General features: G+C 44.3%; 12 protein-coding genes and 1 pseudogene. 3 read left to right on the top strand and 10 right to left on the bottom strand.

Annotated features, from left to right (window positions below; genetic code table 11):
* Nucleotides 1–85 precede the first annotated feature (85 nt).
* Nucleotides 86–865: a class B sortase gene (locus J2T19_RS20605; protein WP_307219047.1), complete on the bottom strand. Its 780-nt coding sequence runs from the start codon at nt 863–865 to the stop codon at nt 86–88.
* A 19-nt stretch (nt 866–884) separates the two neighbouring features.
* On the bottom strand, nt 885–6,767 hold the full coding sequence (locus tag J2T19_RS20600) for a DUF7601 domain-containing protein (protein ID WP_307219045.1): 5,883 nt from the start codon (nt 6,765–6,767) through the stop codon (nt 885–887).
* 515 nt (nt 6,768–7,282) lie between these two features.
* On the opposite strand from J2T19_RS20600, the gene J2T19_RS20595 reads away from it, so the two are divergent.
* Nucleotides 7,283–7,969: a hypothetical protein gene (locus J2T19_RS20595; RefSeq protein WP_307219042.1), complete on the top strand. Its 687-nt coding sequence runs from the start codon at nt 7,283–7,285 to the stop codon at nt 7,967–7,969.
* Nucleotides 7,970–8,096: 127 nt separating this feature from the next.
* Here the strand turns inward: J2T19_RS20595 and J2T19_RS20590 are convergent.
* Nucleotides 8,097–8,386, bottom strand: a pseudogene (locus J2T19_RS20590) (DNA alkylation repair protein); the annotation flags it as partial.
* Nucleotides 8,387–8,740: 354 nt separating this feature from the next.
* Here J2T19_RS20590 and J2T19_RS20585 point away from each other — a divergent pair.
* Together J2T19_RS20585 and J2T19_RS20580 are read left to right on the top strand one after the other, a co-directional pair.
* Nucleotides 8,741–9,718: a YndJ family transporter gene (locus J2T19_RS20585; protein WP_307219040.1), complete on the top strand. Its 978-nt coding sequence runs from the start codon at nt 8,741–8,743 to the stop codon at nt 9,716–9,718.
* A 328-nt stretch (nt 9,719–10,046) separates the two neighbouring features.
* The gene (locus tag J2T19_RS20580; protein WP_307219038.1) at nt 10,047–10,499 is read left to right on the top strand and encodes a HEAT repeat domain-containing protein; all 453 of its coding nucleotides are present in this window, start codon (nt 10,047–10,049) and stop codon (nt 10,497–10,499) included.
* Between the two features lie 62 nt (nt 10,500–10,561).
* Here J2T19_RS20580 and J2T19_RS20575 read toward each other — a convergent pair whose 3' ends face one another.
* The 7 genes from J2T19_RS20575 to J2T19_RS20545 all read right to left on the bottom strand — a co-directional run bounded on the left by J2T19_RS20575 (nt 10,562) and on the right by J2T19_RS20545 (nt 18,999).
* The gene (locus tag J2T19_RS20575; protein ID WP_307219036.1) at nt 10,562–12,052 is read right to left on the bottom strand and encodes an aldehyde dehydrogenase family protein; all 1,491 of its coding nucleotides are present in this window, start codon (nt 12,050–12,052) and stop codon (nt 10,562–10,564) included.
* 214 nt (nt 12,053–12,266) lie between these two features.
* Nucleotides 12,267–13,352, bottom strand: a complete 1,086-nt coding sequence (locus tag J2T19_RS20570; protein ID WP_307219034.1) for a 5-methyltetrahydropteroyltriglutamate--homocysteine S-methyltransferase — start codon at nt 13,350–13,352, stop codon at nt 12,267–12,269.
* A gap of 230 nt (nt 13,353–13,582) precedes the next feature.
* The gene (gene rlmH / locus J2T19_RS20565; RefSeq protein WP_053781980.1) at nt 13,583–14,062 is read right to left on the bottom strand and encodes a 23S rRNA (pseudouridine(1915)-N(3))-methyltransferase RlmH; all 480 of its coding nucleotides are present in this window, start codon (nt 14,060–14,062) and stop codon (nt 13,583–13,585) included.
* An 850-nt stretch (nt 14,063–14,912) separates the two neighbouring features.
* Nucleotides 14,913–15,080 carry a CxxH/CxxC protein gene (locus tag J2T19_RS20560; RefSeq protein WP_082560598.1) on the bottom strand — a complete coding sequence of 56 codons (168 nt, stop codon included), beginning with the start codon at nt 15,078–15,080 and terminating at the stop codon, nt 14,913–14,915.
* A 328-nt stretch (nt 15,081–15,408) separates the two neighbouring features.
* Nucleotides 15,409–16,389, bottom strand: coding sequence for an MBL fold metallo-hydrolase (locus J2T19_RS20555; protein ID WP_307219030.1), 981 nt, complete (start codon nt 16,387–16,389; stop codon nt 15,409–15,411).
* Nucleotides 16,390–16,883: 494 nt separating this feature from the next.
* Nucleotides 16,884–17,405: a hypothetical protein gene (locus J2T19_RS20550; RefSeq protein WP_307219028.1), complete on the bottom strand. Its 522-nt coding sequence runs from the start codon at nt 17,403–17,405 to the stop codon at nt 16,884–16,886.
* Nucleotides 17,406–17,730: 325 nt separating this feature from the next.
* Nucleotides 17,731–18,999, bottom strand: coding sequence for a S1C family serine protease (locus tag J2T19_RS20545; protein ID WP_307219026.1), 1,269 nt, complete (start codon nt 18,997–18,999; stop codon nt 17,731–17,733).
* Nucleotides 19,000–19,176 lie beyond the last annotated feature (177 nt).

The following is a 19,176-nucleotide window of genomic DNA, read 5'->3' as shown; positions in this document are numbered from 1 at the left end:
GCATGTGCAAAGGTAGTTCTGAGATCATGTTTCTACCAAAGGGGATATCACCTATGAGGTAGATTCATTTTGCATTGACACATCGTCATGAAATCTTGCGGGCAACCACCGCTAACCGTCCGTTCTCAGTCGAGTACTCACACGTGGAAAGGACAACAAGCTTATCGCCATACTGTGCTGTTACCCCCGTGTTATATAGAGCGAGTTGTTGGATGTTCTGAACATAGGAATCGAACTCGGCTGGTGTGCTTACATTTTCAATCTGATAGTATTTAAAAACGTCATCCGATTTGCGGTAAATTTCCGACACAATAACGGCTACAATCTCATACTCTTCCTTCTCGTAAAGCGTGCTGAACTGGAACGTTGCATGCTCTTTATAGAAGCTCTCACTCTTATATTTCATTAAGTCTTTAAACATCCAGCCACTTTTCATATGGTGACCATGAATGAGTAGAATGTCTGAACCGTTGATCTGACTATGCTTATCCAAAAATGGGAGGCCACCATGATTTTCTTTTTTATCAAAATCATGATCGAGGTAATACTCTGCATCCTGCGGATTCTGCATCACGGGGTACTCAATGCGAGTACCGGCAATGTTCAGCCAGCCAGCAATGTCCGAATTTCGCTCGTAAAGCTCTTGAAATTCGGGAAGTATGACTGGTTCAATCCCCTGATTAGACAAAAGGGAGGGGACATAGTCCCCTCCGCCCTTGCCCGAATTTTCCTTCCAAACCTTGGCTAACGCTGCGATTTTCTGCTGCTCAGCATAATCTCTCAGATACGTTCTCGTCATATTGACGAGAGAGAAGATCAACACAAGGAGGGAAATGGCGATAAGAAATTTTTTCGTTTTGCTCATGTTCCTACCGCCTCTCCATTCATTGAATGTGCTTTTTCTTCTTGTTACCGAACAGGCAGAGCACAATTGTCATCAAGGACATTAGTGCCAGTGCCATATAAATCATCGGTGTTACGCTGTTGTCTCCCGTTTTCGGAGCATCGTCCAGCTCATTGCTGACGTTATTGACTTCACTGTTGCCATTGTCGGTGTCGTTATTAACCTTGCCCGGCTCTGTCATATCTGCATCCGGCTCGGTATTATTGCTCACCGGATTAGTTACTCCATTACCTGGTTCGGTCGTTCCATCAATCGGATCGATAGTGCCGATATTCGGATCAGTAGCACCGTGATCTGGCTCGGTGGTATCATTAACTGGATCTGTCGTACCGGTAACCGGTTCTGTGGTTCCATTGACCGGATCGGTAGTTCCGGTAACTGGTTCGGTTGTTCCGTTAACAGGATCCGTCGTGCCATTAACCGGATCGCTTGTTCCGTTACCCGGATTAGTCGTTCCGCTTCCAGGATCGGTGGTGCCATTACCCGGGTCAGTTGTTCCGCTTCCTGGGTTAGTCGTCCCACCACCACCGTTACCACCGCCAGAACCAATAGGTCTCATCGGTACATCATATCTGACAATATCGAAATCGACAGAGATTGTATTGCTTCGATGTGTCTCGTATCCATCCTTCGTTACGATCAGATAATAATCGGCTTCAGGGAATACCATGTACGCATAAAAGCCATTTGCATCGCTATCCTGCTCTGGGCTCTTATTGTCGTGCGGTGGGAAATTAGGAACCGCAGGAAGGGTTACTTTTGTACCTGGAATACGACCTTTATCTCGATTCCGCTGCGTATCCGCATAATACAGTGTAACGATGGCTCCTTCAATCTTCTTGCCCGTGCTGGCATTGCCTGTCGTTTCATCGTAGACCGTACCGTAAGGGTCAACTAACTCCTCGGAAATATTTAGCTCTCCGTTCGCCTTCACATCCAGATGTGCGACTTTGAGGAGCAATTCTTCGCCGGTTTCCGCTTCATAGCGAACTTCCATAATGTACTTCTGTTCGTTCAGCCCTTCCACGGAGAACGTTCCATTTGAAGCCATCGGGAATGCCTTAGGACGACCATTTTCTTCAATATACGTACCATCACTGTTCTTCAAATAGATATGCATATGGCTGATAAACTCATCGTTGAACAGTTCTGTTGTTCCATTCAACTGCTTGAACAGTACAATTCCTACTGCCGTAATGTCTGCTGGAACGGTCTCGTCCGTAACGCTGCCATCTACATTTGCTTTTTGCGTGAACTCGACAGGTACATCCTTACCACCTACGCGATACAGCTTCGTATAAGTGATGGTATAGTCCGTGTCTGCCACAGCTGGAACCGCATACTCACCTATCTCATTCGTCACTGTCTGAATTTTCTCACCTGTCTTCAGATCAGTTACAGTAATTGGTGCATTAGGAATGACTTCGCCTGTATTGTTGTTACGCAGGACGCCTTCCAGATACGGACGAGTATTTACAAACTCTGCTCTCGACACTTGTTTCTCAGGAATCGTGCCTGTGCGGACAAAACTATCTGGATCTGTCACATAACCATCTGTCGTGTAATCCTCTTGGGTTACCGTATACGCCAGATTGGTCGGGAGATCTTGTACACCGAGCGTCTGACCATCGGTAAGCTCAAAGGTATCTCCGTTACGGACAACACCCGTGCTGCCGTCTGACTTCACATAAACATAGGATTCGTCTTCCCCTTCACCTGTGAAGGTGATGGTGTACGTGAACGGTCTCTGTTTGTCATCGGCTTTACCTTTAACGGTATTGCTGATGATTAGATTGATAACGGTGCGTTCATTAATGAAATCTGCCTTATGATCGCCTTTGTTCACGATTGTGCCAGAATACTCTCTCGTCTCTGGTGTAGTGGTATAGCCATCAATAGTCGTATAATCGGCCTCTGTTACGGTATACATTAGATCCGCAGGCAATGCTGCGAGTGTCACAGATTCCCCATGCTTAAGCGTAATTTTATCTCCGCTCTTGATCTTGCCAGAGGTACCATCTGACTTCGTGTAGGCATATTCCTTGTCCTTGCCTTCACCATCGAAATTCACAGTGTACTCGAAGTCCTTGGAAGGATCACTTCCGTTTCCTTGCACTGTATTGCTGATCGTTAACTTACCTTGTGCTGGTGTAGGCACGATCAGTGGAAGTTCAGAGTTCACTTTTACACCGTCTACCCAGATTGGTTTACCAGGTGTATTACCTACGTACACTTGATAAATTTTGGTCATGGGTAACCATGTTGTTGTATCAATATACGTTTCCTTCAGCTCATAATATCCAGGGTCTGGGATGAGTAGATTCAGTTTCCCATCACGATCAGTTGTTCCGTGAGTGACTTCTTCCCCGTTGCTTTTCTTATAGAGCGTGAATTCCACATCTTTGAGCGGATTGTTGTCCGGATCTACCTTTCTCAAAGGCAGCAATGCATTGGACGTTGAAGTACCAGCTACGTCTGAGTTGTCCAGCGTGCTTTCACTTCTCGCACTAACCGATTTCAGTTTATCATCGCCCATGAGCTTAACCTCGTTGCCCATTTTATCTCCAGCTTTGGCTGTCTTTGGATCAACCTCGGTTTGATAGACAAACTGATAGAACTTGTTAGGGTCATCCATTTTGAATAACAAAACGGTAGTGCCACCCACGCCCGGTGTAGCTTGTACCTGGACTTCAGCATTCGGATCGCTAAGATCGAGTGCAGCGCCAGTTCGCTCAAGAGCACCGCTAGCAGTCAGTGTAGCAGGATAAACTGCCATACTTGGTGCTGAAAGCACAAGCTTCCCATCTACTTCATAACGTAGATTCATACCTGCACCTAACGTATCCTGTAAATACGCACCCTGTTGCATGTTGAATGGTGGGGTATAATTTACCGTCCACTCCAGCACGCCTGGAACAGGTTTAGTTACTGACTTGCCTAGCGTCTGAATAGGTACGATCATCTTACGTTGTTCCGTAACAACCTTCTCTTCTCCGCCCCAGGTCATATGTAGGTCGGCTTTGTTGTACATCACTTGTTTATCAGTACCATTCGTGGTGTAGTCCTCTATATATTGCGCCAGAGTTTCATTGGAAGGTCTGGCCTTTACCAAAATGACATAAGGACTTTGCAGTTTGGAAAATGTGAAAACACCTTCGTTTCCGCTATGGGTAAAATCCACCACATGCGCAGGATCGTTTGGCTCGATAATGGATACAGCGTTGTTACGAGCCCCGTAGTTAGTGCCACCATCATTGTTAGAGTAGCCCTTATACAGCTCGTAATCTTTTCCATTCTCAAAAGGTACAAATTCCCAACCATCTGGTAATGTATCCACCAGTTTTACATTGGTGATAACCCGATTCCCACCGTCTTTCGCCATTTCGTCAGTGTTATAACCTGGCATATTGACACCTAAACGGAAAGTAACCGTTTTTGTTATCCGGTCGTAACCAGCCACAGTGTATTCGTCCCCACTGGATGAGCCGTCATAGCCGATATAACGTTGAACATTGTTCGGGGTATACCATGTGTCAGTAGTGCCGTCCACCTTGACAGGATACGAAGCCGCAAGCATATCCTTGTTCAACATACGCAGATGCAGGTTGGCGCTGTTTTGCGCTTGTTTTACAGTTTCACCATCAATCAGTAAAGCCCGATTTGAAATGGTTTTCCCTGCATTAATCTCCTGTCTGAACAGAATGTTAGGGTTGGTCTCCAGTGAACGGAAGCTAAAGGATGATGCTTGGTCTGTATATCCAGTCACTTTGACCAGATCTGCCACGACTTCATCGTTCACTTTCAAAGGGATGACCTTCATGTTTAAACCGTTTGTACCCTTGATGGAATCTTTGTGGTACTGCTTCCACAACTGCGCGTTGGTTACATTAGCTTTGATTTTGGCAATCGTGTCTGCACTCACCTCACCAGTGTCATCCACAGCATTGTCCAAGACGTTCAGATCCCCGCCATGCACCAACACATCGTATACGGCAGCATTAGGTAAGGCATACTGTGGCGTTAGATTGACAGTCCACGTAATGCCACCCAGGTTAAAATCTTCTGTCGATACAGCACCTGATTTGGTAAACGTATGAGCACCAACAGTGACGGTGGCCTCATCCGTAACCGCACTAGGTCTTGTACCCGCAGTTACATCATTGTTCTGTATGCCGCCTGGTGTAGCCAAGTTCCAGTTGGTACGAGGTTTAATTTCGAAGTTCGAACCGCTAATAACTTTGCTCTTAATCAGCAATTCAACCTTACCGTTAATCGTGTCAAAGGAATAAACTCCGTTTGGATCTGGTGTAATTCCTGCTTTTTCAGATTCAACGCCATCTACCCATGTCTGCCACGTAGCTGATTCAAATTCCAGCCCTTGAGGTAGTACATTGGTTATCGTAAAATCTTTCAACCCTTTTTTGTTATACTGGTTAACTACAACTTTCCATGTGATCGTTTCACTGGAGTGGTCATAAGAGGCAGATGCTTGGATCCAGTCGGGTGCTATCCACGTCTCCCGTACTGCGCTAGCTTTTACACTTGCATTCGCATCCCTCAGTTCAACTTTTGGATCAAAGCGTTGTCCCCCAGATCGACCAGGATCCATGCTCACGTTACGATACTCTTTATAAAATAAGTCTTTATTAAACCACACTTGATACTCAACTTTTGGATCTATTCCAGTCTCCGCCGGGAAAATATAGCTCAGCCCGCCATCTTCATCAATGGTTGGCTGTACCGCATTACCGTTAACCTTGAAAGATCCAGGTACATAGACGGTACGGTAATCAGAAGGCTTGGAATAGAACGTCATTCCATCTAGCGGTAGCTTGTTAGTTGCATCAAGCTCATCAAACGAGGACGGAGTAGACTGGATGGTCAGATAACCATCCTGATAGGCTGGCACGGTGATATACCACCAAGTCCAACTTCCATTCTTAGGCCAGTTATCCCCTGCCAAGTTGATGCTATACGCTGGGGTAACATCCGGATTCTTTAGCTGATATGCTCCACCAAAAATCGAGATCGGCTTGCTATCACCATAATTCAAGCCTGTTACATCCGAATTGGCAGTGGTATCAAAGCCGAATGTAACTGATTTACCAATACCATTGAAAAACAGATCGTCACCATTAAATACAATCCGGATACTATTCGGGGTGAAAGAAACGGTGCCAAGCTGTTTCATACCAGATTCGGTTGTTGCATTCAAGGTTCTGGTTGCTGTTGGCAACACGACTTCCTTGAAGTAGGTGTCTCTTTTTAGCTCAATAAAGTCACCCTTCTGAATGTACTTTGTCGTATCATCCCGATTTCCTATAAATGCATCATCACCCATTACCGGCACTTTGAGCCCCTCTGATGTAAGGGTAAATGCCTGTCTCCCCTGGATGGTCCCGCCTGGAGCAACTTCAGTTCCTTGCGTTACTTTCAGTGGAAAGGTTGCATTTGCATCCATGAATACTGCTGTTTTGTCCGATGGATCGACGGCCATTAGCCCCACCATGCTATTAGCTTGCGGCTTGGACTCAACTTCAGGTGTCAACGTTGGACTGTCTGAAGAAGGTTCTTCTGTTTCATCGTTTGCTTCCTCTTCTTCTGATGCTGGCGGCAGATTGTTCTCCGACGTTTCATCTGACGGATCACTCACTTCCTCCGCTTCCGAGGAAGAATTGTCCGATGGAAGCCCGCCTGTTGCGTCGTCCACGACCTCTGATGTCGATTGCGATTCGACTACGTTCATTGAGCCGGAATCGTCATTCGCCATCGCAGCAGCAGGGAATGCTACGGTCTGCAAGACAAGCATGATTGCCAAGCAGATGGATAGCATTGTTTTACCTATACTGCGTTTGTGTTTCAATATCGAAATCTCCTCCACTTCTGAATTTTAGTTGCTGTCTGCCACTTATGTACGTTCTATCCTGATCTCTTACACTCAAGAAAGTGACAAAGTGAGCCAATTTAATGGCATATTCGACCATTTTAATGTAGAGACCTATACAAAACCTCAACATCGGTGAGTCTATATCAACATAAATTAGATGTTTTAAATAGGAGACCCGGTAATAGTAAGATACTGTATAACTTACAAGAGGCTTTACAGAAGTGTTTCGTTAGTTCGCGGTCAATTAGTCTGATGTAGTTTAGGGGATAAGGTTCACTAAATCATAGATAGGGTATTAATTAGCACTTCCAAAAATCTCATGAAATGTAATAAAGGAGTGGAGAGATATCGTTCATAGAGTAGCTCCCTATATCCTTCTGATTGGATTGTTCACTGTCGTTTTAGATGGGCTTTGGGTCGTACAAACATATGATAGGTATGAATTTTACCCAAGGGAAGCATTTCATCTTTTGCTTTTTGGACTGTGTTTAGTGAGCATTGCTTACGTATCCATTCAACGTCAAAGTAAAAAACCTCGCCATTTCCTGGGTGAATCAGAGCGTGTGCAAGATGATGTAGCCGCTATGCAGTTATTTGTTAATCGGATGTGGAAACAACGTGAGAGCACTCTAGGCAAGCTGATTCTGTTTCTCCTTGTGGCTCTAGCCATAATCACTATCTTTGATTGGAGAACGTCACTAGGTATAGTGCAGCCTATTATGTTTATTACCATGATTGTTTTTTCATTTTTTTATATTATGAGTGATGTGGGCGAGGATGTAGAAGAGGATGAACTTGAACCGGAAGGTCCTAAAATGAAAGCTTTGCTACGGTTAATTGATTACAGACAGCATCCTTTCAGTATTGGGCTTTTGCTGTTCGTTATGATCGTGCTGACTCTTCTGCTTGCCAAGCAGTACGGATGGATGCTCAGTATTGAGACAGGCGGCAATCCCCTGTATGTCATGAGTTTACCATCTTCCGCATTTATTCTATCGGGACTATCCGTCGCCTGTGCACTGATCTTTCTTCATCAGCAGTCTAGTTTCTTGGGTCTTCCACAGCGAGATCAGGGGCCTTACAAGCTATTTCAGATTCACTTTTATGAAATAATCATATGTGGAGCCTCTTTTTTTATCTGGTTGTTCGTGTTGGCTCTTACATGGTTCACAGGTTAATCAACTTAATGATGCTGAGCCCAGTGATTCGGCTTTAAATATCGATCGGTTTACAGCCAAAAGATTATCCACCGTTAAGGCCTGGATAGTCTTTTCTTCATCTATAGTCTGTAGACGTAGTCAATGGCAGTATCTCATTTCTTATACCATTTCGTTCATCAAAAGTGTGAGTCTGCATATCCTTATCAAGCTTATTTAGCACTTCATCTGAAAGAAGTTTTTTATCCATAATTAAGATTGCTAATAGTCTGGGCAAAAACTCTGGTTGACCAAAGTTCCATCGCTAGTATGTGATCTATTTTAATGTCCTTCGCAATTTTTCGTAGTTTGCTTAGCTTCGTTTTACTATCGATCTGTGATAGGATGTTTTCTGCTTTTGAAGAGCGGCTTCATCTCTGTGCTTTTATTCTCATGCATTCAACTCCACAACTCCTTTATTAGAGTTCTTTTCATAAAATGTCCTTGGGTGAAATGTATCCATACTTAATCTCATTATACGTCCTATTACATACCAATTTACCATATCGGAGTGATTCATTTTGCCCTACTTATGTATGATTAACTACGTTGTCTATAACTGCACGTTTTTTATGCTAAATATACCAAACCCCATCCTCGATTTCATAAATCTTCACTTGAACAAATCACCTAGGCGATAGAGTGACAATTATATGTGTTAAACTATAACGAGAATTGCCTATCTATACGACAGAATGTTATAAAACCAAGTGTAGGCAGAGTATACACCAAATATGTTGAGAAAGGATCGCCATGAATAGTTCTCTGAAACAACGGACGCAGTCATTATTAGTACCCGTGATTCCCGGAGGAATCATAACTATTCTTATATTTTATTTGGATTACTTCCAATTCGAACTTGTTGAAAAATTTCTACTGTTTGCGGCATTCGTCATTGTAGCTCTTGTCATCTTGCTTTTGAAATATGACGAAAAGAATAAACATCAACGAATGGTTTATACTGCTATTAAATGGGTTCAATTTCCCGCAGCACTTCTCACCTTAATTTCCGTAATGAGCAGTAAGATGTGGGGATTAGAAAGCACAGCAATACCAGGGATTCTCTCCCTTGGGTGGCTACTGTTCACACTACTACTTGGCATCTATGGCTTGACCATCGTTGTGATTGCTAAAGGAAAAGCAGCGGAAATAGCGATTGGCGCGGGGCTTGTTTATTTTTTTATCGGAGGTATTTGGTTCACCTTATATCAATATCAAGTTAGCCTCTTCCAAGCCACTCCTGCAACACATGCGTTAAGCTCGATCCACTTTCATTTTTCATCTGCGATCGTTCCGATTTTTATTGGTGCACTGGGACGGATCATGACGAAAAAAAGCTGGTATCCCTGGGTCGTTGCCATTGATATCATTGGACCCATATTGATTGCGATTGGTATGATTTTCTCCAAGCCCATTGAATACATCGGTGTCGCGTTATTCGCCTGCAATATTGTGGTTTACACCGCTTATCTCCTTGCATACTTAAGGAAAAACGCTTTGGATACTAAGGCAACCTTCTTTTTAGGCCTTTCCTGCCTAGCCTTTTACACGGTAGTTGTTATTTCCATGTTCTATCCGCTACTGAAAAACATATATTCCCTAACCATACTCGATTTCATTCCTATTTACGGATCTCTGCATGCGTTTGGTTTTGTCTTATGTGGGCTAATTGGATGGGTGTATATGGTAGATTTCATTAAGAAAAAGAAGAGTGTCCTGGAGAATAGATAAGGTTGATACATCTTAATGAGTGATTACATACAGAAACAAGCGGCCTTAACCCTGTTCCCCTTGCATCAACATGAATTAGCGAATGCGATTTTTAGACTAACCTATCGGCTATAATGAAGTAGTTCAGCCAGGTTCGTGCTATAATGGTTTTCACCTGAATCAATTTCATAACTCATTAAAAATGAATTGTCGGAACTAGATATAGACAAATTGAACCGTTTTGATCCATATCAAGCCTTGATTGAAGCAGCTATAGGTATTATGTAATTGATTCACATAAATAACATTTATCATCTGCCGAGATGGCGATGATTAAAGAGATTGAACTTTGACGAACAACCATGATATTGGAGCAGTTAACGAACTACCGGAAAACTTTGAAGAGCTCAAACGGGCGGCTAATCGGTCTTCAAGCTGGAGAGACAGACTGAATGCAGTGAACGAATTGGGAAACTGGGATACAACCCCTACCATTAAATTGCTGCAAAATGTTTTGAAAAATGATCAAGTGTTTCAAGTGCGCGAAGCCGCATATCGCAAGCTCAAGCAGTTGGATGAAGATGTACAAATGCCTATCCAGAACAAAGGCGATCTGTTCAAAGGTCTTAACAAAATTTTGCTGCGAATTAAAAAAAGCCTTCCGGAAGGCCACACATTTGAGCAATTTAAGGAAAAACTGCAAAAGACACGTCTGGATATCTATGATACTTATGAGGGCGACAAAGATGCTGAGTTCGACTCCTGGCTCCATGGAATTTGGGAGACACTAGGTCGAAAATAGCCACAGTTCACCGTATAATAGCTGAGTAGAAAGCCACTCCAAAAAATGGAGTGGCTTCTTTATTATTCTGGTATATAAGGAAGATCCAGTACCTTCGGAACGTTGATGACATGCTTTTCTGTATACGTGCGGATGCCTTCCGTGCCGTATTCACGGCCAATACCAGATTGCTTGAAGCCACCGAATGGGAATCGAACGTCGAGCCCCTGCACAGCAGCTGTATTGATCATCGTCGTTCCAGCTTCGAGTTGACGTGCGACGGAGATCGCATCTTCTTCTTTTCCCCACACAGAACTCGTCAATCCATATATGCTTTCATTGTGTAGATGAATAACCTGCTCTTCATCGTCAAATGGCAAAATCGGAACCGTAGGACCAAACTGTTCCTCCACGACAATCGGATCATGAACATCACAATCTAAGACAAGCGTAGGTTGCAGATAGTAACCTTGTTCAAACAGCTTCTGATCCAAAATTTGACCGAGAGGGATGACCTTAGCCCCGCGCTTTTGCGCATCTTCCACCAAACCTTGCACATAATCTCGCTGCTTCAGGTTATTTACCGGACCTACCGTCGTATTAGAATCGAATGGATCACCAATCCGAATCCAGCGATTGGCTGCCTCTATATATTTTTCTACAAATTCATCATAGATAGAACGGTGTACATATACACGTTTGGCAATCATACAGATCTGGCCTGCTGTCAAAAAATTAGAGATGACAATCCGGCGCATTGCTCGCTCATCATGAACATCAAAGCTTTCCAAGAAGATAGCCGCATCATTACCACCAAGCTCCAGCGTCATATCCTTAATCGTTTCCGAGGCAGCTTTGATAATATGCTTCGCTGTTGCGGTTCCACCTGTAAAGGTGATTTTAGACACAAGAGGATAACTAGTCAGTTCAGCGCCCACATCGGCATCCCCATAAACGACATTGATTACACCAGCCGGGAACTCACTCGCAATAATCTCTGCCACTTTCGCCGCCGCCAGTGGTGCAAATGGACTTGGTTTGAGCACAATCGTGTTACCCGCAAGTAAGGCAGGAGCAATCTTAATCGTAGATAAAGCAACAGGGTAGTTCCATGGACTAATCGCTGCCACCACACCGATTGGATCATAGGAAAGAATCGTTTTACCATGGTCATGCTCTTGGATCTCTTCTTGTAGAGCCGATTTAGCTTCATTACAAGCAAACTCCATCCACATTAACGCAACATAAATTTCACCGTGTGCATCATACAGAGGCTTGCCATGCTCTCTAGACAGCAAATGAACAATTTCATTCTCAGCTACTCTAATCTTCTCGATCGCCTTGCGCATCATGATAATGCGTTCATCCATGGAGGTTTGCTTCCATGTTTTAAAAGCTTCTGCCGCGGCTTCAATCGCTTCAACCGCTTGTTCTTTCGTAGTGACAGGGAAATAACCTACGATCTCCGTTGGATTTGTTGGGTTCTCTTTTGCCAACTGCGAAAGGGATTTTACATGTTGACCATTAATGAACGCTTCAACGATAACTGTCTCTTGGTCTGCTTGTATCGTCATTTTACATCCCCTCCGTTATATAAATGGAACGAAAAAATATTTACACTAGCCACTCCAATGACAGAATAACCTTCCGATCGCTGTTATCCCCAGATTTTTGTGATTCCTTTTTTATATGGTAAAATCCGGGTATAAAGGCGAGCGCTTCGCTTCTTCAGGTTTTTTCTGCCCTCTCCGTTTTGTGTAAATGTTTAGTTGAATTTATATATAGCTATTAATTCCATACTTCTTCTGCAATCTCTTTGACATAACGAAGTTTCCGCCATTGTTGTTCTTCCGTTAGAATATTGCCTTCTTCCGTTGACGAAAAGCCACATTGTGGGCTCAGACAAAGTTGCTCAAGAGGTACATAGGTTGCCGCCTCTGCGATCCGAGCCTTAATGTGTTCCTTGTCCTCTAACTCGCCTGTTTTCGATGTCAGTAAACCAAGCACGATTTTCAAATCTTTACGATTTACATATTTTAATGGCTCGAAACCACCTGAGCGCTCATCATCAAATTCTAAAAATAATCCATCTACGTTTAAACCGCCAAAGATAACTTCAGAAGCGTAATCATAACCACCCGTTGAGAAATAATTCGACTTATAGTTACCCCGACAAATATGCATCATCACCACTAAATCTGCCGGTTTATGAGCCAAGGTTTCGTTAATCATGCGCTGCATCGTTTTCAACTCTTCCGCCGGTTCCAGATCTTTAGCACGTAGCTTATCGTGACCAGCTTCTGAGAACAGATCTGCCCAAGCGGTATCATCTAATTGCAGATATCGGCATCCCGCATCGTAGAAGGCTTGAATGGCTTTTTGATACGCTGCAATCGTATCCTGAAGGAATTGCTCCCGGTCAGTATAGATATTAGCGCCATTTTCCAACCGATATAGAAGCATGTTGGGACTTGGAATGGTCTGTTTCGCCACTGCGTCACCTGCATGCTTTTTCAAAAACTCAAAATGCTCAACAAAGGGATGCGTAGAGAAATCAACCTTACCAACAACACGAATTCCGCCCTTGCGCGTTTGCATGTTATGGAACTGAGGCCCATCAATCTCCTCATATAGTTCTACGCCATCTAATCCGCCCAGAAAATCAAAATGCCACCAGCTTCTGCGGAATTCACCATCCGTGACTGCAAATACGCCATTTTCCTTTTGCTTTTCAATAATTCGAATAATCTCTTTATCTTCCACAACTCTTAATTCTTCATATGTGATGTTACCTGATTTATATTGTTCACGTGCCTGACTTAAGTTTGCAGGACGTAGAAAGCTACCTACATGATCATTTCGAAATGGTATCATAAAAAAATCTCCTTCTAACTTTTTGGTTTCCTGAGTATAGCATGATCGAAATGATTACATGTTATATGAAAAAGGCATGGCTGGTCATAGCTTTTAACAATAGCAAAATGGTTATAAACAGCAAAAAACCACCACCTCATAGGGTAGTGGATTTATAGGATGGAGCGAAGCGCTGTAGTTAAGAATGATCCCAAACCCAAATCGGGCAAATAAACCCTTACTATTTGGCCCTACTTATGGTACGGTTCATTCCGATTGATCTTCACCGCACGATAAATCTGCTCCACCAGCACCAGCCGCATAAGCTGATGCGGCAGGGTCATGCGCCCGAAGCTCAAGCGCTGCTTCGCGCGGCGTAACACCTCATCGGAGAGCCCATGGCTGCCTCCGATGACAAACACGACATGGCTCGTCCCATACGTGCCGAGCTTGTCGATCTCCATAGCCAGCTCCTCGGAACTCCAGAGCTGGCCATCCAATGCGAGCGCGACAACATGCGCCTCGCTCTTCACATGCGCGAGGATGCGTTCGCCCTCGCGCTCTTTCACCGCCCGTACCTCAGCTTCGCTCAGGGTATCGGGCGCTTTCTCGTCTGCGACCTCGATCATCTGAAACTTGATGTACGGGGCGAGCCGCTTGGCATATTCCTGAATGCCGAGCGTTAAATATTTTTCCTTCAATTTGCCTACGCCAATAATTTGAATCAACATGAATATCCATTCCTCCTAAATTTGCTGCAAAAGAGTCTATAAGTAAGATGCATCAGCGCATCGTTCAATCCACTGTCTCAACTACACGCTACATCATCTCAACAATCTCCAACATCTTTCTTTACTTTACTTCTGTTTCATACTTCTTACTGCCTACGTTTACTTTACTCCTACACCAGCACCGTACCACTCATCCGATACTCCTTCACTTACAGCCTAATTTACTTTATCTCATCACCCAAATATTCTAACGAACCACACACACCTTATTCAGCCCAATTTAGCCTCTTTTAAAATCTAACGAATCTCACACACGCTAATGCAGTAGAAACAAGCGTTTCCCACCACTTTCAAAGTCATTTCAATTAAATAGCGTGCCTACGATTCGTTAGATTTCAACCAGGAAGCAATATCACCATATAAGAGGTCTCAGGTTCGTTAGAGCTCTAAAGCTACTGCACAGCTACTACAATACTAATGCAAAGTTACCACTATACTACAACACACAACGCTATCGCTCGCATGCCACAATTCCCACCTCAAATAGGCTTACCTTACGCGGCTGAGCACCCTAGTACTATTACCTCAACTCATTGTTGATCCGCAAGGCGCTAAACCACCTTCCACAACCAACTCGTTAAGGCGCACGCCAGGCAGGACACGTATATGTTGCACTTAGATTTCTTCGTCCCACCCTATCGCCCCATTTCTCCTACCAAAAAAGCAAAAAGAGCGCTCAACACGCTCTCTTCGCTCCTTACTGTGATGTTCATACCGGATGGAAAGTGAGTTCCAGCGGAGAAGTACCACCTATGTGACGCCTTCTGCCGCCTTCAATTCCTACAGTACGCTAAACGACAAGAAATTCCGCATGCTGTTCGCACTCAGCGCACTTCGCAGGCGGATCCCAGTCGGCAAATTCCGTCTCCTTCAAATCCACGATATCTGGAGCGTCCTCATACTCATCGACAAACTTGTCGATCGCAATGTCCACGTGTTCTTTGCATACAACGTACATCCGTTCAAGCATCCTTTCTGTAACCAGCTATGCTCCCGATTCACAACCGCTTATCCATATAGGATAGCCACTTCTCTGTTCTATCACACCTGGGACGTAAAAGAAACCCCTTATAGAATATTCCCGCATAGATCGGTTGAAAATACATAGCCAAAATGAACCAGCCCGGCTCATTGCAAGCGACTATCTATTACATCCAAACACAAAAAACAACACCCTCCCTTAACTAAAGGGACAGATGTTGCTCTTAAGTTCATTGCCTATGCCGTATTAGAACAAAATTCATCAATCTAACCATGGAATAAGCCATGTCTTAATTTACATCTACTTATGGCCAAGAAATTTCACCTTTGATCACCTGAGCACTCGTTTCCAAATCGCCTGTATTGGTGAAGTCCGGATACGCCTTTTCCATTGTTGCAATTAGCTCTTTGGAATCTTTGGCTTTCTCTGCTTCTGCTTCAAACTTTGCAATATAATCACGGGTAAACGTCACACTGGACAGATCTCCAGCACTGGTTCCCACATAGTGACCTGGGATCACTCGCTCAGGATTCAGAGCAGTAATCTCATCCAATAGTTCGCGCCACTCATCTCGGCTCTCTGGTGTTTGGTTATCTGCGATCCAGACATGTACGTTCTCATATACAGGAACACCGCCCAGAACCGTTTTAATGGATGGGATCCACAGGAAGGTGTGCGACGGATCAGAACCATCCAGACCAATGATATCAACGGCTTGTCCATCTACCGAGAACTGTTTACCATCAAAGACATCAGGGACAATCTGTGCGGTTGGCGCATTTTCCTTCAGAATTGGGTTCCAGTAATCATTCTTCACTTGGATCGTTTCCTTAATGCCTTCCACCGTTCCTGGCGTTGCGATAATTTTCACATCAGGAAATGCCTCACGGATAACCGACAGACCGAAGTAGTAATCTGGATCTTTATGGCTGATAAATACAGTCGTAAGTTTCTTACCTGTATCCTTAATCATTTTTACCAGTTGCTCCGCATCATTCTTCTGGAACTGGGCATCGACAAGCACCACCTCAGTAGGCCCTTCAATCAGGTTAGAGGAAACACCAAAAATACTTTTCTCCCCTGGATTAAATGTAGTCACTTTAAGCTCAGCCTTTGATGTATCTGCTTCATCCCCCGTTGTATTGTTTGCACCTGCCGCGTTGGACGAGGTGTCTGTCGTATTTTCGGTTTTACTTACTGTACTTGTACAAGCGCTTAAGATTAACATGATACTGAGGAGTAGCATGACTCCAATGGATGTTTTTTTACGAAACACTTTATTCATCTTCCTCTCATAATACTGTCGCCAATTAAATTAATAGGGCGCAGTGCAGTATGTTTTTAATTTTGGTTTTGCATTTTTGGTTTTGCCTTTTGGTTTTGCATTTTGGTTACCCATTTTGAATATTACATTCTGATCTAGCTTTTGCTCCTACGATGTCTACATTTCAAATCTTGACTTCACACTTAACATTTAACGACGAACATAATTCGATTCATAACACACATCGCAATACACTTAGCTCTCTCTTACTTTGATCAAACAAGACCCCTTCCCACTTTTATGTAACTACTGCGGTTACAACTTTTAATATGTGACTATTATAGTTACAACTTAAGCTGCGTGTCAAGGACTTATCTCTATAATTTTTAAAAATCTAACGTTATAGCTCACCTCTACTGAACATCATCCTTACCAAAGATGAGTACTCATTGAGAAGATAACAAAAAAACCAACCAGAATATTCTGATTGGTTCTCTTCATTAACCCATTTTCTATTATTGCAGCCCAGATTGAGCCTTTGTCAGCAACTTGCCGCTTTGAAAAGCAATAACTGCATTCGCTCCTGTATCTCCAGTACCTTTATAGTTGTAGACAACCATATTTTCAGCTTCACTCAATGCTTCACCTTCGCCACCGAGGATCGCGATCACTTCCTCCATCGTCATGCCCACTTCAAGCTTCTCGTACTGTGCAAAGGTAATGAGCACCCCATCGCCCTTTCCTGCCGATCCATTATTGGCTGGTGCGCCTGTAGCCGTTCCTCCAGCATCCTTTACCGCAATAACAGTCGTATTAAGCTCCTTCAGCTTTTTCTCCAGCTCCGCAATCTTATTATCCTGCTCTCCACTCTTCTGAACCTGCTCCGCAAGCCGCTGCTCTAGACCTGCAATCTTATCTTCCAACCCATTCGTATCCACAGCCCCAGGTGTAGCTTCCTTCGAAGTGCATGCAGATAAGAGAATCAGCGACACAAGTAGAGCCGTTCCCCCCAGCATCCCTTTCATTGAACGTTTCATGATTGAATAACCCCTCTTCTATAGTTTAGAACATCCCGATCGTCAAATACCTGTTACTTGCACACCCGTGCATTACGAACACATTGACAACAGTTTATCATAGCAAAGGCCTAATGTAACTGAGTCTTAGGCTCTGATCCTGTCCGATCATTTGTCAGAAGAGTAACCTCTGTCCCGGAATGTTGAGCCATTTCGACAGAACATTGCACGTACCTTGGTAACTTATAGATCCTATCATGTAAAAAAGAGCCGATCAGCGATCTGACCAGCTCTTCCTATGATTCCCTAACACAATCTCACCATAGCACTGTACTTAATATATGCTTTACTCCGGTTTATCCGACAGCTTCACCGATACCTTCTCGGCTTTACCGTCCCTATAGAAGGTCACCTCAATCGTATCGCCGATTTTCTTCTTGTCGTATAGATACTTACGAAGATCGAGCGTAGAGGTAATTTTTTGCCCGTCAAATTCAGTAATGACATCGTTGAGCTTCATACCTGCCTCCGATGCAGGCCCCGATGCTTCGAGTACGACCACACCGCTATCGACATGGGATGGTAGTTTCAGATCCTTACGCTGCTCGTCGTCTAGTGGAGCATAAGGGTTGCTCAGATCGACAGTGTACACGCCCAGATATGGACGAGATACTTTACCGTGTAGCAATAGCGAATCGACAGTCTTCATTACTTCGTTCATCGGAATCGCAAATCCAAGACCTTCAACGCCTGTATCCGATATCTTCATCGTGTTAATGCCGACCACTTTGCCGTTCAGGTCAACCAGTGCGCCCCCGCTATTACCTTCGTTGATCGCTGCATCTGTCTGAATAACGTTCTGCTCCCAGTCGTACACGCCATCCTGATTAATCGACACAGGTAGAATGCGATCGGTATAACTCACAATCCCGGATGTCAGCGTACCGCCCAGACCGAGCGGGTTACCAATGGCAAGTACGGTCTGACCTCGTTTAAGCTTGCTGGAATCGCCAATCTCCGCTACAGCGCCCAGCCCTTTATCCTCTGTCGACAGCACCGCAATATCGCTCACTCGGTCTTTGCCAACCAGCTTCGCTTTATGTGTCTGACCGTCCACCGTTACAATCTCAAGATCACTCGCACCTTCCACCACATGGTGGTTGGTCATAATGTAGGCTGTGCCCTCTTCCTTCTTGAAAATGACACCTGATCCTAGCGCTGAGTCCTCCATAGATAGGCTGCTGCCCGTTTTATGATTCACAATGCTCACCACAGAAGGGCGCACCTTCTCAGCTGCCTGAATGATCCGGTCGTACGGATCAACCGCTTGAGCAGAGAGCGCACCGCCACCTGAACCATTGCCTATTGTGGCATTGGATAACGGTACAGACGCTGGCTGCATGATGAAGCTGAATAGAGTAACGGTAACGATCGAGCTGATCACAGAACTGATCACGGCTACTTTGACCGTGGAGCTAATACCCGAACGCGATCTGCGCGGATTCTGCCACCGATCACGCCCTCCTGGGCGGAGAATCTGAAGTTTGCCCTTCTGCACAGGTTCGGCGCGTCTTGAAACTTTAGTTGAATAAAAATCGTCTCCGAACAATCCCATCGTGATCCTCTCCCCTTCGTTGTCACGCATCAAGATCCTGACTGCCGCCTGATCATTGTCGCATGGGACGTCGATGGTGTTCTCACATACCCCACTCGGCCGACAGATGAGCTTTCGGTCGCTGTTAACCCTAGATTTCTCTGAACCCTTTGTGTAAAGGTGAAATCCAGGGATGAA

Source organism: Paenibacillus tundrae (assembly GCF_030812775.1).
Classification (GTDB): Bacteria; Bacillota; Bacilli; order Paenibacillales; family Paenibacillaceae; genus Paenibacillus; species Paenibacillus tundrae_A.
This window is presented reverse-complemented; position numbering and strand designations above follow the sequence as displayed.